19 protein-coding genes and 1 riboswitch are annotated in these 17,387 nt (G+C 42.2%); of the genes, 2 read left to right on the forward strand and 17 right to left on the reverse strand.

Annotated features, from left to right (window positions below; genetic code table 11):
• Positions 1 to 114: 114 nt before the first annotated feature.
• From ACZ439_RS09525 to ACZ439_RS09575, 11 genes are all read right to left on the reverse strand, one after another.
• Positions 115 to 1,770 (reverse strand): hypothetical protein, encoded by a 1,656-nt coding sequence (locus ACZ439_RS09525; protein WP_127608013.1) that lies wholly within the window; start codon positions 1,768 to 1,770, stop codon positions 115 to 117.
• A gap of 32 nt (positions 1,771 to 1,802) precedes the next feature.
• The gene (locus tag ACZ439_RS09530) at positions 1,803 to 2,210 is read right to left on the reverse strand and encodes a DUF6075 family protein (RefSeq protein ID WP_127608014.1); all 408 of its coding nucleotides are present in this window, start codon (positions 2,208 to 2,210) and stop codon (positions 1,803 to 1,805) included.
• A gap of 118 nt (positions 2,211 to 2,328) precedes the next feature.
• Positions 2,329 to 2,748 (reverse strand): RNA polymerase sigma factor, encoded by a 420-nt coding sequence (locus ACZ439_RS09535; protein ID WP_127608015.1) that lies wholly within the window; start codon positions 2,746 to 2,748, stop codon positions 2,329 to 2,331.
• Positions 2,749 to 3,336: 588 nt separating this feature from the next.
• Positions 3,337 to 3,666: a helix-turn-helix domain-containing protein gene (locus tag ACZ439_RS09540; RefSeq protein WP_054796026.1), complete on the reverse strand. Its 330-nt coding sequence runs from the start codon at positions 3,664 to 3,666 to the stop codon at positions 3,337 to 3,339.
• A 233-nt stretch (positions 3,667 to 3,899) separates the two neighbouring features.
• Complete coding sequence (locus tag ACZ439_RS09545; protein ID WP_054796027.1) at positions 3,900 to 4,457, reverse strand: hypothetical protein; 558 nt, start codon at positions 4,455 to 4,457, stop codon at positions 3,900 to 3,902.
• Positions 4,458 to 4,696: 239 nt separating this feature from the next.
• A complete protein-coding gene (locus ACZ439_RS09550) occupies positions 4,697 to 5,410 on the reverse strand; it encodes a response regulator (RefSeq protein ID WP_464620965.1) in 714 nt (237 codons plus the stop codon).
• Between the two features lie 92 nt (positions 5,411 to 5,502).
• Positions 5,503 to 5,588, reverse strand: a riboswitch (cyclic di-GMP riboswitch).
• A 248-nt stretch (positions 5,589 to 5,836) separates the two neighbouring features.
• Positions 5,837 to 6,580 (reverse strand): urease accessory protein UreH domain-containing protein, encoded by a 744-nt coding sequence (locus ACZ439_RS09555; protein ID WP_127608017.1) that lies wholly within the window; start codon positions 6,578 to 6,580, stop codon positions 5,837 to 5,839.
• A gap of 184 nt (positions 6,581 to 6,764) precedes the next feature.
• The gene (locus ACZ439_RS09560; RefSeq protein ID WP_141336219.1) at positions 6,765 to 7,355 is read right to left on the reverse strand and encodes a class I SAM-dependent methyltransferase; all 591 of its coding nucleotides are present in this window, start codon (positions 7,353 to 7,355) and stop codon (positions 6,765 to 6,767) included.
• A 35-nt stretch (positions 7,356 to 7,390) separates the two neighbouring features.
• The gene (resA, locus tag ACZ439_RS09565) at positions 7,391 to 7,912 is read right to left on the reverse strand and encodes a thiol-disulfide oxidoreductase ResA (protein WP_127608019.1); all 522 of its coding nucleotides are present in this window, start codon (positions 7,910 to 7,912) and stop codon (positions 7,391 to 7,393) included.
• Positions 7,913 to 7,920: 8 nt separating this feature from the next.
• Complete coding sequence (locus ACZ439_RS09570) at positions 7,921 to 8,970, reverse strand: F510_1955 family glycosylhydrolase (protein WP_164751823.1); 1,050 nt, start codon at positions 8,968 to 8,970, stop codon at positions 7,921 to 7,923.
• 58 nt (positions 8,971 to 9,028) lie between these two features.
• Positions 9,029 to 9,592 carry a TVP38/TMEM64 family protein gene (locus ACZ439_RS09575; RefSeq protein ID WP_127608021.1) on the reverse strand — a complete coding sequence of 188 codons (564 nt, stop codon included), beginning with the start codon at positions 9,590 to 9,592 and terminating at the stop codon, positions 9,029 to 9,031.
• Positions 9,593 to 9,966: 374 nt separating this feature from the next.
• On the opposite strand from ACZ439_RS09575, the gene ACZ439_RS09580 reads away from it, so the two are divergent.
• The gene (locus ACZ439_RS09580) at positions 9,967 to 10,530 is read left to right on the forward strand and encodes a C40 family peptidase (protein ID WP_127608022.1); all 564 of its coding nucleotides are present in this window, start codon (positions 9,967 to 9,969) and stop codon (positions 10,528 to 10,530) included.
• Between the two features lie 788 nt (positions 10,531 to 11,318).
• On the opposite strand, the gene ACZ439_RS09585 is transcribed toward ACZ439_RS09580, so the two are convergent.
• From ACZ439_RS09585 to ACZ439_RS09595, 3 genes are all read right to left on the reverse strand, one after another.
• Positions 11,319 to 13,463, reverse strand: a complete 2,145-nt coding sequence (locus tag ACZ439_RS09585) for a heavy metal translocating P-type ATPase (protein ID WP_127608023.1) — start codon at positions 13,461 to 13,463, stop codon at positions 11,319 to 11,321.
• Positions 13,453 to 13,830, reverse strand: a complete 378-nt coding sequence (locus ACZ439_RS09590) for an ArsR/SmtB family transcription factor (RefSeq protein WP_054796030.1) — start codon at positions 13,828 to 13,830, stop codon at positions 13,453 to 13,455. The genes ACZ439_RS09585 and ACZ439_RS09590 overlap by 11 nt, the downstream gene beginning before the upstream one ends.
• Before the next feature lie 226 nt (positions 13,831 to 14,056).
• On the reverse strand, positions 14,057 to 14,260 hold the full coding sequence (locus ACZ439_RS09595; RefSeq protein ID WP_054798818.1) for a DUF2933 domain-containing protein: 204 nt from the start codon (positions 14,258 to 14,260) through the stop codon (positions 14,057 to 14,059).
• 176 nt (positions 14,261 to 14,436) lie between these two features.
• Between ACZ439_RS09595 and ACZ439_RS09600 the strand changes: the two genes are divergently transcribed.
• Positions 14,437 to 15,339, forward strand: a complete 903-nt coding sequence (locus ACZ439_RS09600) for a cupredoxin domain-containing protein (protein WP_127608024.1) — start codon at positions 14,437 to 14,439, stop codon at positions 15,337 to 15,339.
• Between the two features lie 13 nt (positions 15,340 to 15,352).
• On the opposite strand, the gene ACZ439_RS09605 is transcribed toward ACZ439_RS09600, so the two are convergent.
• Genes ACZ439_RS09605 through ACZ439_RS09615 form a run of 3 tightly spaced genes read right to left on the reverse strand, consistent with a single transcriptional unit; the run spans position 15,353 to position 17,345 of the window.
• Positions 15,353 to 15,820: a putative iron-sulfur cluster-binding metallochaperone gene (locus ACZ439_RS09605; RefSeq protein ID WP_127608025.1), complete on the reverse strand. Its 468-nt coding sequence runs from the start codon at positions 15,818 to 15,820 to the stop codon at positions 15,353 to 15,355.
• 39 nt (positions 15,821 to 15,859) lie between these two features.
• Complete coding sequence (locus tag ACZ439_RS09610) at positions 15,860 to 17,191, reverse strand: multicopper oxidase family protein (protein WP_236595690.1); 1,332 nt, start codon at positions 17,189 to 17,191, stop codon at positions 15,860 to 15,862.
• Entirely contained in the window at positions 17,082 to 17,345 is a 264-nt protein-coding gene (locus ACZ439_RS09615; RefSeq protein WP_164751825.1) for a hypothetical protein, read from the reverse strand. The genes ACZ439_RS09610 and ACZ439_RS09615 overlap by 110 nt, the downstream gene beginning before the upstream one ends.
• Between the last annotated feature and the right edge of the window lie 42 nt (positions 17,346 to 17,387).

Raw genomic sequence — 17,387 nt, forward strand, 5'->3', positions numbered from 1 at the left:
CCTTATCTTTTCGGAGGATCAATTTGCGTTCGTAGAATGCGATCTGCCAAACAGGACTTGTTTATCCAAATCGAACAATTCCTCTTAGGGCAGATGATGTTTAATCGTTTCAGGTTATTCCGGCGTAAATCCAATATCCTGTTCTTTACCTAAGATCGCTAACATGAAAGGTCGGAACTCTACGGATAGCATTTCATTTATTATGTCTTTCTGTTCACTTGTAAAGCGGTATATGTCGGCCTGTTGCTCCGCAGTCCTGCTGGCAATCGTAATATGCAAAATGTACTCGTAGTTGGTAATCGTTTCTTCGCTGGTGCTCCCGTCTTCATGTTCTACCGTCATTGTTTCCTTATGTTCTATCGTTTCAACGTGAGTTTCTATTGGATTCATATCCCAAAAAACGGATTGGATTATACCGATTCTTGTTGCATCGAGCGTAGCCACATCCATTCCATTTTCAGCATCCATGACGGTCTTCACGGCGAAGACGGCTATAATATCCATCCAATTATCCATTCGAGTATTGTCCGCGCTGCCAGGATAATGAATTTCCACCCGGTCTACAGGGTCGGCTGATTGCTGTACTTCTTCCAGTCTGGCGGCAAATTCATCGTCCATTTGTTCAACAATTTGGGAAAGCGGCTTTACATCGGCGTCCGTATTTTCGCCGGATACAAAGATGCCAAAGGGAGAGGAAATGACTGCGGCTACCGCCATTACAATGCACAACAAGATGATAACGGAACTACTGATCCCCAAAAGCGCCGTCAATCCCTTGACGAGCAGGGCGGTTGCTTTTGCAACCATTCTAATGATCCGAAGATTAAATCTCGCGGCGGCTTGTGCCCTTTGAACAGATCGGCGGGCAGTCATCACCATTTGTACTGTCCGCCGTGCCGTTTTGAACGCATTCATTTTCCCTTCGGCTTGCGAATCCGGATGATTATTAGTCTGACCCAGTCGTTGCCCGGTTTTAATAAATAGGGGTAATACCTTGAATTTTCGTTCTTTACGTTTGATCGTTGAACCTGCTTGTTTTGATATAGCGGAGGGGATACGGGATAACGCTTGTCTGAAATGTCGTGGCTTCAATCTTTCCGGCGTTAGCGTTTTAGGGTGATTGCTTCGTACATTTGCTGAATGAGATGCCGCGGCGGTGATGATTATTTCATTTTTTACGACGGACTTTGGATGTCTAACGTCCATTCTTAGCATCTGGTCAGGAAAGCTGTTTTTTTGAGAACGATGCAAAAGCCGGGCATTGACCCGGCTTCGTACAAAGCGTTGTTTTCCCGGTAGTTGATCAGAAGGCAAAAGGTATTTTCCATCGAACGGCTCACGGGGTTGCATCCTACGGGTAAATCGCAGTGTACTCATGTTAGAAGCATCGGCATTCGGGGAAAGTCGGGAATCGTTAACGGGATTTTTTCTCGCCTTCATAACCCCGTCTGTCGTTTTCTTATACTTTTTTACGGGTAACCCACTCGATTGTGGATTAGCAGCATCTTCAACTGGAGTTGCCCTCTTTTTTTGAATCAACCGAATCAGTCTGCTGTTGGTCTTCATGCGAATGCCCATTTGAGCCATTGTTTTAATTGACGATGCGGTGCGGTGTTGCGCAAATTCAACAGGAGATGGGGAAGTCGACTCATCGTTGTCTGTATGATTCTTGACTCGGACACCCGTTTTCCTTACTCGTTCCATTAAATTTTTGAACCTATCCAGCCGTTTTATGTTTTTTACAACAACCCTCGTTTTAATTTCTTTCATCTTCTTATGCACCCCCGACAATCGGTATCTGTTCAGCGGGTTTGTTCAGATAGCCGTTTGAAAATCTTTTCCTGACTTCGGAAATATTCCGGATAACGAAGATGAATTGCCTCGAAAAAGAAAGGGGCGTAGCTGCAATCGAATAATTCGTTGGGAGTGGAGAAGCGTTCCCCACCTGGTTCGGTCCACCCGTTCCATAGATTAAAGGCGAGCCGACATATTCGAATGGAACTGCCGGTTTGCCATGGGGCCGAAAGGCCCTTGGGATTAATGCCGCCGTTAGAAAAATCAAACAAATCACGTACATGACTCCTAGTTTCCCGGGAAATGCCCAATGTGTAAAAAAGCGCACGATGATAGCCGTCGTTGCATTTCCTTTCAGCCAGCATTTGATGATAGAACCTCTCGTGTTCTTCATCCCGAAATCGAATAGGATGCATCGATACTTGCCCCTCTCACCGAGAATGATGAGCGGCTGGATGCAACCAGCCGCTGTCTGAAAAGATCCTCTATATAACATTTCATTCTGACGGGAAAACCGGACCCAATGACGAAAAATCACATGTTTTTGAGTAGACGCTCCATTATCTTTAAGCCTTGTTTAATAGATTTACGAACGGCCCGTTCATCGACATGCTCAGCTCTGGCAATAGCGACTTTGCTCATGCCTAGAAAAAAGTGTGCATAAATTCGTCTGGCCGATTTCTCCGGCAACTGGCACAACGCTTCGTAAAGCTGTTGCCGGGAGAGCTTGCGTTCATAGTACTCCTCCGGCGAAATCGAAAGAAAAAGAACGTCCTTCTCAATTCCATCGTTTCGATCCAGCGAGTAATACGCCCGGTGACGATACGTGCGCAGTTTGTATGCGCTTTCAATTAATTCAAACCGATGCAGCTCCTGAGCCACCTCGTCATCCACTTCAACCCATACATCCGTTTTCCAAAAAGGATATATGTCTTTCAAATTGATCTTTTTCATACTCGTCCCTCCGTTTTGGTTTGTTTGATCAATCAAAACAGAGGGGGGAGAGCGACAGCCGACGCTTCCTGACAAGCGGGAAGGACAACAAAAAAGACCTTGCCGCAGAGCGTGCCAACGCTTGATTGCGACCAGGTCTGATCGTAAGACTTGATAAACTTGATTCCACGCATGCCGATGAATCATTCGCCGCTTGTTATTATGTGTCGTCGGGATACATCAACATCAACTCCCTTTCTCACCTGGCAACACCGTGCGAGAAATTGTGCGGGCCTTTGATGGTTGGCGTTGCCCTATGTTTAGTTCAACTCCTTTACATTCGGAATATAGTCGACGACTGCTGTATCAGTAACAAAATAAAAAAAGCGCCGTATTTCTTCCCACTGGGATAGCAGGGAAAGAAACGGCGCTTGATGAAAGGGACAACCAGTCTTCATGATGCTTGTGGTTGCACAACCTGTCCACACTAACATCATAACACGGATCATGTGCATAACGCGTGCAGACTTTGTGCAAAAAGAGAGCAAATCCAGTGCTGCGTTCGGTGCATGTTCGATGCAGTTCCGGCGCTTCCTTTCGAGCAGTTACTTACTTTTGTCTCCACTTCAACAAATGCTCGATGTGTTGAATCAGAAAATCTAAATCTTCTTCGGAACAATGCTGTAGCATTTGGCCAATCTGGGACAACGGCTCTGGAAGTTCGCGATTCTCAAAAACAAATAACTGAGACAAATCCATGCGCAAACCAACAGCCAGTTTATAAATATTATCCAATGAAACGTTCTTTAGCCCGCGTTCAATTTGTCCGATATAATTAGGATGGAGGTCTGCCCGCTCTGCAAGCTGCTCTTGCGTCCATCCGTATTGTTCCCGCAATGTGCGAATGCGCTGACCTAACGAATCCCGAATTGAGTTCACATTTCCACCACCTTATTCTTTCAGCTTATAAGGCAGAGTAAGTCAAATGAACATTCGATAGATTCGCTATTCTCAGTATCCAATGTATGTGTTATAATCTCCTCAATACTCATTGAATCAATTGGCGAGACATTAATCGTATTTACTGGGATTGGACGTAACGAATAAAAACGTATTAAAATGAAAAATGGACGCAAAAAAAGAAGATGCGCATATGCATCTTCTGAAACCGGTCAATCATTTTGGGACGAATCCAAATCCAACAAAACCGCCCGATCTTTGATTTTCATATAGATTTTGTGCAATGTTCGCTTTCGAAGGTAGAAGTACGCGCGGCGGGAAAGTGCTAGGCGGCTCATGGCGTCTGAAAGCGCCAGTTGATCCATATATCGTAACCGAATGAACAAGCTTTCTTCCGGGGTGAGAGCCGAGAAAGCATAGTCGATCAAACCGATTCTGGATAGCAGCAACGGGATTTCATGTTCGGTGATTTCGATACGTCGTATAACCGTCCGTAAAACCGTTTCCTGTTTTCTGCCGCTGCTGTGAGCCGCAACCATTTGTAGCGTACGCGTTAATTCAGGGATGTAGGACAGTTCTGACTGCATGTACTTCAGTCTCGCCTTCCAGTCCTTGTAAGACTTCAGCCATAATTCTACTTTCTCATAGGGGACGGGGTGCTGGGTCAGCGTCATCACAATTCCCTCCTTGCTGTGCATGCTGCCTGAAATTGTTCCGCCAGCCTGCCTGTTAATCGTCATGATTATAGGTTGTTCACGCTCCGTTTTCATTATCATCGTCCCTTCTCTAGTAAAGTGGAGGAAGCAGTAAGGATGCCATTTTTCGCAACTTAAGTCAATTTTTGATTCTCACCTCCTACAAACTTGGTAATAAAATTCCTCTGTAGATACCTGCATTTGTCCACATTTTACCAATAATACATTCGAAAGAGGAGGGTGATTTTTCCCTCATACCAACAGATCATTGGTTGTCAAACCATCGCGAAACGGCTCGAATCGGAAACGAATCGCTAACAGGTGATGCGATCTAGTTGATCGTACAAGCGCCTACGTTTCGCTTTTTCCGCTGCTTCGCGAATGGAAGATACGTCGAATTTGCGAATGATATTGCGAACATGCGTCTTCATTGTGTTAGACGTGATTCCGAGCAATTCTCTAACTACCGGTTGTGTATAGCCCCAACCGATCAACTGCAAGATTTCTTTTTCAGTAGGAGTCAGCATTCGATGCAATTCCCTTCGCTTAACAAGTCCAATTTCATTACGGATGATGGATGCAACATCGGCGTGAAGGGAGGATTGCCCTTGATACGCTTCCCTGACGGCACTTGCGACATCCACATAATTGATCTTGGTAATATAATTGATCGCTCCGGCCAGCATTGCATCCACAATGATCTCGGGCTGGTAGAGTGAAGTCAAGATAATGATTGGCAGTGATTTGATCTTCAACACTTCGGCAATTGTATCCAATCCATCCTGTTGCGACGAATGTAACACCGGGTCATGAATCATTACGTCTAAATCCAATTGCATACTGGCTCGAATAGCCGATTCTTTGTTTGTTGCAATATGAGATATACTCATATCCGGCTCAGCATCGATCAACGCCGTCAACCGTTGTTGCCATACGGGGTCGCTGTCCACCAGCAATACTTGTATCCTGCTTTCTTGCCAGCGCATGACTTCTTCAACTTTTGCAGCATAGCGTACACGCTCCTCCATATATCATCACCTCGTATTCATTCTAGAATCACGACAAAAAGACACGTACCCTCAAACGGCCGTGTCTAGTTTTTCGTAGATGTGAGATTTGTGAGGGTAACCCGGCGATCATTGCAATAGTGCAGAAGACCCGTGGCTTTGCGTCCCAGCCTTTCGATCTGGTTTGCCATTTTTCCTATTATTTCTTCCAAATCATAGCCTTATAATACCATAATTTTTATTTTTCTGGCACCGCCCTAAGTCCCACGTGTTTAAATGTGTTGATATTTGTCGATTCTATATCATTTCATATCGAATGATACAGGATAAACTATAGAAGCGTCACAAATTGTAAGTTCGCGAAAAATTTCTTGATCACACAATAGGTCTAATCAACTACTCGTGGCTCTCACTCTGCATTATTTTTCCGTTGGCACCTCCCATGATTTACATTAGAGTCCAATATGTCAAGGTATCGCTTATGCCCAGCACTATAAATAACACACCCGCAAGTTTTTGTATCCACAACCCCCACCTTTTGGCACGCTTAACAATGACTCGATCTAACCCGAAACCTACAGCAAACCCGGCAATTAGTAAAAACGGCATTGCGGTACCGATTGCAAAAACAGATGGCAACACTACGCCATATGTTGATTGCAATGCCAAAGGCATAAGCGAACCGAAGAACAAAACAAACATTGTTGGACAAAATCCTAGCGAAAATGCAATCCCCATTAGAAAGGCTCCGCTCCTTCCTCCGGTTCGATCGGCCAATTTTTCAAAAAATCCTGCCACTCGAGCCCCAAGTTGAAAAGGAAGCCGAATCCAGCCAAGCAAAAACAATCCGATTAAAATCAATAACGGCCCAAGCAGCTTTCTTGCAAAAGAATATAAAGGGATCATGTCAGTGGATATCTTTTGACCGAAAAACCAAAACAAAGCACCGAAAATACTGAATACAATCATCTTCCCTAATAAATACATGAACGTTTCGGGCCACGACAACCTTGCTTGCGCTTGACGCTGCCCAAAGTAAGTAATAGCCGCAACGTTCGCTGACATTTGACAAGGAGCAACCGAACCAACAAAACCGAGAAACAGCGCCGCAAGAAAGGCGATATCAGTGTTCGCCGCGTTAACGAATGGTTCGCTAAGGAAGGCGCTAATTTTACTAAAAAAGGAGTACATTAACTATTCACCCCCCAAAATCCGTTAAATAGATTTGGCAGTTATGCTTTCATCACACATCGAACCTTGACAAGCATCTATTATAAACTACATAACGTAGTGTTTCGCGGATACATAAAAGCAGTCTATTTTATTTCCAGAATAACTGCCGCTTTATCGTTCACCGCAGTCTCACATTTCCAATTTATTTTATTCTTGCTTCAATTACTAGGAACAGTTCCCTACACATCGACGTCGTTTGCACCACTCTGAAACCTGCTTGTTCAACGGTTTCAAGTGTATTGCGGTTTAAATGACAACCAACACATAATCGTTTCCAAACGGGCGTTAACCAGTCTTGTATTTTACCAAGGACCAGATGATTTAACCTTACGTGTTCAAAAATTAAAATCGTTCCTTCAGGCTTGCATACTCTATGGATTTCGGCCAGAGCTTTCGCCGGGTCAGGTATCGTACATAATACTAGTGTTCCAACGATTGAATCGAACGAATTGGTTGGATACGGTAGTTTTTGGGCATCTCCCGGTACCACTTCGATCGGAACTGTAGCTTCACGTGCTTTAATTAGGGATTGCTCCAACATCATTGGATCTGGCTCTATTGCAATGACTTGATCTGCAAACTCATAGTACAAAAAGTTAATACCCGTACCTGAGCCAATTTCCAGCACTTTTCCTTTCGCCTTAGAAAGAAGCTGTTTTCTTATCCGGCCGAATATTTTTGTTTCTAGCGGCTGCATCAACCGATCATAATATTTGTTGAATAATTTATCCATTGCAGCCTCCTGATCATAAACTGCTCACGAAGCAATTATTGTAATAATCGATTTATCCGGATGAGGATATCTTGTTCTTTCATCTCACCAATAAATTTATCTTTGATCACGCCAGATGAATCTACGAAAAACGTCGTGGGATAAGACATAACATTATATTTGTTTCGGATTTCGTTGTCGTTGTCGATAATGATCGGAAACGTAATCGCGTATCGATCAATAAAACTTTGTACTGTAACCCGGCTTTCACTTAAGTTAATGCCAAGCACTACCACATTGTCGTCTTTCCATTGATCATATTGTTTTTGCAGAGCCGGCATCTCGTTCACACATGGCGGACAAAACGTACCCCAAAAATTGATTACCAGTGCTTTCCCTTCATAGTCTGCTAATTGATGAACCTGTTGATCCAAACCAAAAAGCTTAAACTCGGGGGCTTTTGAGCCAATTTTTACGGAAGAATCTGATCTAAATAACGCTGATCCAATTGTATAAGCTCCAATTACCAATACGACCGACAATACAACAATTTGAATCCATCTTCGATTACGTTTCACTGTTATTCTTAAACCCCTTTTCCTTTATCCGCAATTTTCCTCCAGTTCATCCCTTCATCCAAGGATATATATACATCCAGATTAAAAGTGGCGAAAACAAGTTCTTTGGTATTCGTTGGGTTCTGTGCAATATACGATGCTGCATCTTCAACAAGATCTGGAATATTCACCTCAACCAACTGTTTCTGTTGCAGATCCATTTGATAAATAACCCCTTTTTGTTTGTAGCTGCCAACGATTATATTTCCTTCCATACCAAAGGTAAGAGAAGTTACCTGTAGATCGGCTATTTTTTCGAATTGGTTGCCTGAATCTTTGGATACATACAACGCTTTTGTCGTTCCAACTGCAACGATTGAATCATCGGACGGGTGAACAGCTAAAGATGTCAGTTCGGACAGTTCAACATCTATTCCAGTCATTTCGCTTTTGTTCCATGTCTTTGCATCGTCTTTGGAATAATATAATCCCGTTGTTGTTAACCTAGAGTTCGGCTCCGGGTTAACTGCGTAAATGGTGTGCGTCTTGTAACTTGCACTCATTAAATGAAAATCAATTTCCCCATACAAATCCAGGATTTCAAAGCTTTTACCTTCATCTGAACTTTTTACAATTCCAAAAGGATTCCTTTTATTCGAACCCTGTGCCGGATGCCCGCTGCTATAAAAACCGTTGTCCACAGTGGTAAATCCCATATAATCGTGTTTTTCTCCTTGACCGTCTGACCATTTCCCTTGTGAGTAAACTTTCAAACCGAGGTGAGAAGGGATTAAAATTCGCTGTCCGTCCCCTGAATAACCGAGACCATGGACATGCGTCAACGTAATCGTTTTTGAAGCCGTTCCCTGCAAAGACAACACGCCGCTAATGATGACCGCGATTAGAGATGCGACCCATGCCCACCTGAATCCGGTTGCTATTTTGGTCCACTTCTGTCGCTGATATCGGTCTTCCTGCCTCTTCACATCTTTGAGCTGCTTTACTTTGTGGGATGCGTTCCAATGTAATGCAAAGAATAGAACAAATAATGCACCTGTTCCAATTAATAATGTGTTCATAATGAAATTCCCTTCTTCTGTAATGATGTAGTCAAATCTAATGCAACTGAACATTGTCTCATATTCGTTTCTTTCTATATAACAAATAAATTAATAATAAACAAAAAAGCGAAATTAATAGTCTGGGATAATATTCGCCGATGCGAATCAAATCATGTCCCACCATTGTCTCCAACGCAATGGAAGGGGCTTTGCCCAGCGAAGTAATAAGAAAAAAATCGGTAAAAGGCATTCGCGAGATCGCTGCGGCAAAAGTTATGACGCCGGAAGGAATCAGTGGAGTCAACCGAGCTATAAACAGAATCATTGCCCGACGACTGCGGCCCGCCTCGTTAAATCGTTGTAACCATTTCCAATTCTCTTTTTTTACTTTCTTTTGCTTACCGAACCCCCATCGATACAACCAGAATGAAACTGCTGCCCCAAGTGCTTCCCCTGCCAAGGAAAGAAAAAATCCAGGGATAAATCCGAATACAACAGCGTTAGCTCCTGATAAAAACAGGGTGGGAACGAGTCCTAATATACTGATCAGAATGTTGATCAGTAAACTAATCAGGATGGCCCATACCCCATAACTTCTTAGCCATTCTGCAATAACATCGACATTAAATAAAGGGGCCATCCGGTTTATTAGCCTTTCTGTAAGAAATCGGGTTTACCGCCAATCGTTTGTTCAAACTTCAAAGTGAAATTTCTATCGCAACCTATTACCAAGTCTCATTGTAGTATTTTAACCCGTTTTTATACTACTCATTGTAGTGTAATGTCGAGTTAGTGTCAATTTGCGCAGCCATGCTTACCTGTCTTATCGTTTAATTTATCTTGTAAATTTGAATGATTTATGAACACGGCAACTCTATTAACTATTAATCTCTCAATTCGTTTTCCCTATCTCTTTTTGTATATTGGAAAACATTCCATCCAACCCCCTCCTATCGCACATGTTACCATGGGTGAACAAGCAAGTTATATATCTTTAATTTTTGGAGGGATTCTATGAAAAAGATCGCAGCAATAGGGTTGATAACCAGCACTCTAGTTGTAAGTCCTCTCTTCTACCAAGGACAAGCTTATGCCGCTTCGCAAAATCAACAGGATATTAAGCTAACAAACATTTCTTCGGTCAGGCATAGTGTGATCAGTAGCGGGAAGAAATATTTAGGAACTCCTTATGAATTTGGGTCGAGCCGTTCTAACACCAGGACATTTGATTGTTCCGATTTTGTCAGACAAGCCTACCTGGAGGGAGCCAAAATTAAGCTTCCGGCTGATTCGAGAAAGCAAGGGGATTATGTAAAGAAGAATGGAACAGTCACAACAGATTGGCGAAAACTAAAACCAGGGGATATTATGTTTTTTATGTCCTATAAAGGCAGCAAAGATTCGAATTATCGCGGGATCGATAAAAGTAAGGAACGTATTACACATAACGGTATTTATCTAGGGAATGGAAAAATCCTTCACACTTATTCCAAAAAGTCGGGTGGAGTCAGAATCGATACGATTGAAGGTAAACAGTGGGAAAAGCGCTTCTTGTTCGGAGGAAGTATTTTAAAGTAACAAATAAAAATGACAATGTTATCTCAGTGATAATATTGTCATTTTTTGTTGCCCCTTCTCTTTAGACATATTCGCTTACAACTGGTCCGATACCGCTATTCTAGCGTCACCGTTTCATTCCGTGTTTTCGCGTCACGCGCATGAACACATGTTTGTTTCGAACAAAATTGTTTAATTCCGTCCCAATATCCCCAGATACAATTCTTACATTTCTTTGGTTGCTTTGGTTTTTGTCCAGCAAACAAACCTAATCCCCCTTCAAGTTTGGTTCATCAGTTAAATGTATCCATATTTGGTTTGTATTATTCAAAAAATACTTTTACAAAACTTGTTTTAGGATAGATGATCTCATAAGCCATTTGCATAAAGTGTGTCGTGCTAAATCCGAGTAGTTAGTAGAAATATAGTGTTTCAATATTTAGTGATATTATGATGCAAGTCGCACATACTCACACGTATCAATGCAATGGACAACGGAATGGATTACTGGAACAACATGATGAGAATTTTTTTAATAGTTCAGTTGTGATGCTTGAAGTGGCCAACGTCTATATAAATACTCCCATCGCCGAAAATCCCATACTTCGTTGACCGTGGCGGGTGTATTGTCGAAGAAAGTCGCATTAATTGAACTAAACATCCACAAACAACATGCAGATCGAGAAATGAAGCGTAGACGAAGCGAACGCCGAAGCCGATAGTTATTGCCGCCCGACCTTCGCTATTCGAAGCGAACCCCCCGCTTAGCTGACCTTTAAATGTAACGGAAAGTGGCGGGGCTTCTTCAATTACTTACTATTTCTGATCTTCAACAATCTAAGGCTATTTAGCGTAACGATCAACGTCGCGCCCATATCGGCGAAAACCGCCATCCACAACGTAAGCCATCCGGGAACAATAAACGCCAATGCAAGAAGTTTTATACCGAGCGAAAACGTAATGTTTTGTTTAATTATCGTTAGGGTTTTACGGCTTAATCGAATTGTATATGGTAATTTACTTAAATCATCCGCCATAAGCGCAATATCTGCCGTTTCAAGTGCCGTATCTGTACCGGCGCCACCCATTGCGATACCAACCGTTGAAGCCGCAAGCGCTGGCGCGTCGTTTACGCCGTCGCCGATCATTGCGACATTGCCGTAATCTTTGCGAAGTTGCTTGATATAGTCTAATTTATCTTGTGGCATTAGATCGGCTTTAACGTCCGTAACATTCAGTCGTTGCCCGATAGCTTCGGCGGTTGCTTGATTGTCGCCCGTAAGCATAATCGTCTTCTTGATGCCAATTTCGTGCAGTTGTTTGATAACGTCTTCACTGGAATCGCGTACTTCGTCAGCAACGGCGATTAAGGCAAGAACTTGTTGTTCAGTACCCAATACCATAACTGTTTTCCCCTGCTTTTGAAGAACTTCGATACGCTGATTCGTTTCAACATTCATATTGGAATGAAGTTCTGTGAAAAGTTTCGGACTTCCGATGTAATACAATTCCCCGTTTACCTTCGCTTTTACACCTTTGCCCGTAATGGACTGAAAGTCTTCAACGGTAAGTGATAAATCGGCGCAGATGCTTTCAGCTTTTCGAACAATCGCGGAAGCAAGCGGGTGTTGCGACCCTTTTTCGATAACTGCCGCGATAGCAAGCAATCCCTTTTCGTCTATCGTTCCGAAAGTTTCAACGTTAGTTACTTCCGGGAAGCCTTTTGTCAAAGTACCTGTTTTATCAAAAGCGATTGCTGAAAGGCGTCCAGCTTCTTCAAGGTGAATACCGCCTTTGATAAGAACGCCATTCTTTGCCGCGTTACCAATAGCCGTAACAATCGAAATAGGTGTTGAAATAACTAACGCACAAGGACAACCGACGACGAGTAGCGCCAATCCCCTATAAACCCATTCGCCCCAATCGCCACCAAGGATAAGCGGAGGAACAACGGCAATACCTAACGCCAAAATCATAATCGCGGGCGTATAGTATTTCGCGAACCGATCAACGAACGCTTGCGAAGGTGCGCGTTCCGCCTGTGCTTCTTCGACAAGGTTGATAATTTTTGAAATCGTCGTATCCTCGACTAATTTTGTAACTTTAACTTCAAGCAAACCTTCTTCGTTTAAGGTTCCCGCAAATACTTCATCGTCAATTGTTTTAGATACGGGAACGGATTCGCCTGTTATCGCGGCTTGGTTAATCGTTGATGTCCCTTTAATAACAACGCCGTCCATCGCAAGTTTTTGTCCCGGTTTCACGATCATAATATCGCCTACTTGAATATCGTCAACGTTAACCATTAGTTCAGCGGAACCGCGACGTATTAGCGCTTCTTTCGGTGCAATGTCCATAAGGGAACGAATGGATTGACGGGCTTTTTCCATCGAGTAGCGTTCCAGAACTTCACTGATAGCGAATAGAATGACGACCGTTGCGCCTTCGCCCCATTCGCCGATAGCCGCGGCGCCGATAATTGCTACGGTCATAAGCGTGTTCATATCAAAATTAAGACGGAAAAGATTCTTTATACCTTTAATGAATAATGCGTACCCGCCAATTATGATCGATGCGCCGTATGTTATTGAAGATAGAATGCTTTCTTCCCCGTATTGTTCACCAAGTAAATAACCCGCAACCAGTAGAACGACCGAAAGTAATACATTCCAGTTTGCTAACCAAAATGGTTTTTTCTTCTCGACTACACGTTCTTTTTCTGGCGTAACTTTTAAGTTCTCGAAAGCGCCAGCTTTTTCAAGTTCTTGAACGCTTGTCTTGCCGTAAACAGTTATTTTTGAAGCACCGAAGTTAACTTGTGCGTCCTTTACACCGGGTAAGTCCTTGACGTTCTTTTCAAATTTCCCCGCGCAATTGGTACATGTAAAGCCTTGCACGCGGAAAACATTTTTATTTTCTTCACTTATAGCGTTATTTTCTACATTACTTGCCATTAGTAATCAAATCCCCCGAATGTGTGGATGCTAACTGTACCAATTGACGAACATGATCGTCTTCTAACGAGTAGAACACTAATTTGCCTTCCTTACGGTTTTTCGCTAATCCAAGTTGATTTAACGTCCGTAAGTGGTGCGAAGCCGTCGCCATTGTTGAACCGATAATATTCGCGACGTCGCAAACGCAAAGTTCATCTTCTTCACAAAGGGCGAAGGCGATCTTCATACGTGTTTCGTCGGCTAATACCTTAAACATTTTGACCATGCCGTGAATATTTTGCCCTTCAAGCGATTTTTGTACCCTTTGAACCTTGGGTTCGTCATAACAGTAAATATCACAAGTGTCTTTTTCCTTTTTGCTCATTCCGTCACCCCTTCAATCAAACCTTTATTTGATTATTATCATAGCACGATCTTTTTATACATTCAAATGAAAATTTGACTGTGTTTAAAAAAGGCTTCAACCATATTTGAGTATAATTCCACGACATGGAAAAAGCGCTACAAACCAGGGAGTTTTTTTGTCCCTTGTTATAGCGCTTAGAATCGATGTAAAAATACAAAGAAGAGGCATATGCCCCTTCCGTATTTTAAACATGCTGTTTTTGTTGCAAATTTTCAACCTGTCGATGTAGTTCGTTATTCCGTTCCTTTAATTCGTTCAACTCGTTAGTCACTTGTTCAAGAGAATGACTGTTATTTGAGTTTCCGGCTTTATGATCGCCATGCATTCCTTTCATCATCCATATCATCATTATTGGACAAACAAGCATTAACAACCAGTACCAATTCATCTTACCTTCACTTCCTTTCTTGGTTATCTTATATGAGTTTTTATAACTCAATTGTAATTCCTAATTATGAGATCCCTGTGTAGAAGTTGTTGAAATCAAGTTTTTTCCACATTAATATTTAGGACATTCCATACATATTTTTAATATACAAGCTATCATTTACTGGAGGGCAAAAAATGACGAACACTTTCTTTTTCCTGGGTATTTATTCCGTTTTAACCATATGGATTCTTCGATTCATTATCGTTTTCCGCCATCGTTTATCCTGTATGGCCGGTATGATGGCTGCAATGGTGCAGGGAATGACAATCGGTTTAGGCGTAGGGACGCTGCTCGTTATATGGCTCCCGGGTGAAATCTTTCATGCAACAATAATTAGTATGTTAATCGGGGGAATCATCGGGACAGTTTCTGGAATCCCTATTAGTATTATGGCCATATTGGACGGACTTTTATCGGGTATCATGGGCGGCATGATGGGCACAATGTTTATGGTCATGATCCCTACATCATATACAATTGCAGCCATAAAAATCATGTCAGTTCTTTGTACCGGTGTGCTGTTTCTTTTATTTCTGATGTTACAGGGAGAAATAAAGCTAGAACATTTACAGAAAAGATCATCATTATTGTCCAAACCAGTCTCTATGTTTGCCGTAATCGTTTTGTTTGCAGTCATAATTATTTTGGGTGTAGGGAGCGATTTACACAATAACTACTACGGTAAACAATACAATAATACAGCTGATCCTAACGCTACGCATGAACACCAACTAGAGAAGAATTTACCAGACCTATCCAAAAATGAACTCGCAATAATAGCGAATGAATTTTCATTTTCCCCATCCACAATCCACATGAATGCGAACGAAAAAATAAAGATTATTTTGTATAACGCGGGAAATGTTGAACATGACTTTGAAATTGTCGGAACTGATATTCATGTCCATGCAAAACCAGGGCAAAGAAGCAGTGTAATCGCCACTCTGGAGAAAACAGGTGAATACCGAGCAGTGTGTACATTGCCTGGCCATCAGGAGGCTGGAATGATCTCTGCCGTTCGTGTTCATCCATTATAGAACAATATTGATATTAAGACGTAGGATTTTTATCCGTGTTAATGCTGCGTATAAATGAGGTTACATTACCCAAACAACAAGACCCTTGCGGGTTATTAACTTCACAGCCACAACGCTTGGCTTGTACCTGCATGCGTATATGTTCTATGGGGCGTTGGTTTTTTAGAGTTGCTTCCGTTAGGCGTTTTCTCGTCCATCCAAAACAGTAGCAAACCGGCACATTCAAAGCCTTGTTTTTCTGAAATACAGATATTTTGAGGTCGTCTGAAACGTAAGTTTGATCATTGCTGAAATAAACTACTTCACATGAGGAATTTGAGCAGAATGTGTATATCAATTCACTGTCTATGGTTTCTAAGGCTTTTGGTATAAGCATTGCTTTGAGTGTAATAAGAGGAACGTTCTTGCCCTTTTGCTGACAAATAGGGCAATAATTAAGATTCGACTTTTCCAACGATGATGATTGACAACATTCGTTCAATGATGACCACTCCTTAATGTCCGTAGAAACACGCTAATCTTACTCGCTCGGCTGCGATTGATCAATATGGCTCGGAATTGCATACCCGTCATAAAGTACTGATGTCATCATCCCAGAACTCGCATGGTTGAGATCGTGGCAATGAAACATCCACTCTCCGGGATTATTTGCAATGAAAGCCAACTCATACTTCTCGCCCGGTTTTACAACAAGTGTATCTTTGAAGATCGCCCCGTCTTCAACCGGTGAGCCATCCTTACTTAATACTTGAAAAAAGTGTCCATGCAAATGCATAGGATGATCGAACATCATATCTTTGCTTTCTAATGTTACTTTAATAATATCCCCTCTCTTCACATCAAGCGGATCGATATCAGGATATGTCCTTCCATTAATTGTATAGATCATCCCCATTCCTTTCATTCCATGCGACAGCACCATCTTGTATTCTTGATCATATTTATTTGATGCAAGAGAAGCATATTCTGTTGCAATCCCGGATCCAGTCAATGTAAAGATTCCGTCATACTCCGTTTCATCCAATGTTTTCTTGGATGTTCTATTAATTAATGGAATGATTAATCCATCTGCAGCAGGCGTATTTAACATCTCTCTTATAAAAAAGCTGCTATCGGGCGCAGTAAATTCCACATCGTATCTTTCCCCTGGTCCAACGGGCAAAAGCTTATTTTGGATTATTTGCGGATCCATTACTGCCTGCCCATCAACCGCCACGACTCTATATTCGATCGAACCCAAGTTCATATAATGGGTTATATATCCTGCATTTATAAAACGCAACCGCACATTCTCACCCGTTTGAATTTCGTACGCAGAAATCAAATCACCAGACTTGCCATTTACAGTGAAAAGATCATCATTGGAGCTTCCCATCATACCCTTTGATCCTGCTTTTCCCTTACTATTCATCTCATCCAGGATAAACGTATAATCTCGGTCCAACTCCGTTTGCCGGTCGCCCTCCACGATCAGTGCACCATATAACCCAAGATCCACTTGCTCGGCACTTTTGTAATGGGAATGATACCAATAGGTGCCTGGAACGGTTGCTGTAAATGAATACTGAAAACTCTCTCCAGGTTTCACTGCGTTCTGTGTTACCCCGGGTACTCCATCCATATCTACCGGAACAGGATATCCATGCCAGTGGATGGTTACGGGCTGATCCAGCTCATTCTTCAAATTGACTTCTACCTGCTGCCCTACTTTTACACGGATTTCTTGGCCGGGTACAGTTCCGTTATAGGAATAAAGGTTTAGTTTTATTCCCGACGAGACCTCTTGTTTGTGCAACGATATTATATGTGATCTTATCGCCTTCGATTTGAGGCCTTGTATAAAAGGTATCATCGATTGGAAGTATTGAAAACTGATTAATATCCACTTCTTTCCGTTGTCTTTTTTCACTTGTGGGTTCTGATCGATTCATCATTCCCATCATTGAACAAGAACCAAGGACTGAGGCAATGAGAAGGATTAGAATTGCTTTATAAATGTTTTTCAACCGCTAGTCCTCCTTCTTAACGTGCTCGTATTTTAACGGATA

It is taken from the genome of Paenibacillus sp. JCM 9796, assembly GCF_055379675.1.